Raw genomic sequence first — 569 nt, forward strand, 5'->3', positions numbered from 1 at the left:
GTTCCGCTATAAGCCCACCAAGGCCAAGCAGGTCCAAGACCGCGTGAAAAAGCTTGAGAAGATGGAAATCATCCAGGTGCCGCAGGAGAAGAAGACCGTGCACTTCAACTTCGTGCAGCCCCCGCGCACGGGCGATGCGGTGGCAAGCCTGGCTGGCATCACGAAGCATTTCGGCGAGAAGCACGTCTACGACGGACTCGATCTCACGCTCTATCGCGGCGAGAAGGTGGCGCTTGTGGGTCCAAACGGCGCCGGAAAATCCACGCTGCTCAAGATGGTTGCCGGCGTGCTTGAGCCCGATGCCGGATCTGTCACCTATGGCGCGCATGTGGAGGTGTCGTACTTCGCGCAGCATCAGCTCGAGGAGCTCTATGCGGGCAATACCGTGTTCGAGGAGCTCGACCGCGTTGCTCCCGGCTGGACCATCAGCCAGGTGCGCACGCTCCTGGGCGCCTTTCTCTTCCAGGGCGATGCGGTAGAAAAGCGCGTGGGCGTGCTCTCCGGCGGCGAGAAGTGCCGATTGGCGCTCGCCAAGATGCTCGTGGCTCCAGCCCCTCTGCGGTGTCTTG

General features: G+C 62.2%; 1 protein-coding gene. It reads left to right on the forward strand.

Annotated elements, in window-relative coordinates; genetic code table 11:
* A partial coding sequence (locus DMP05_RS09685; RefSeq protein ID WP_148039735.1) for an ATP-binding cassette domain-containing protein occupies window positions 1-569 on the forward strand: 569 nt, incomplete at both ends.

This window comes from Slackia isoflavoniconvertens (genome assembly GCF_003725955.1).
Taxonomy (GTDB): domain Bacteria; phylum Actinomycetota; class Coriobacteriia; order Coriobacteriales; family Eggerthellaceae; genus Slackia; species Slackia isoflavoniconvertens.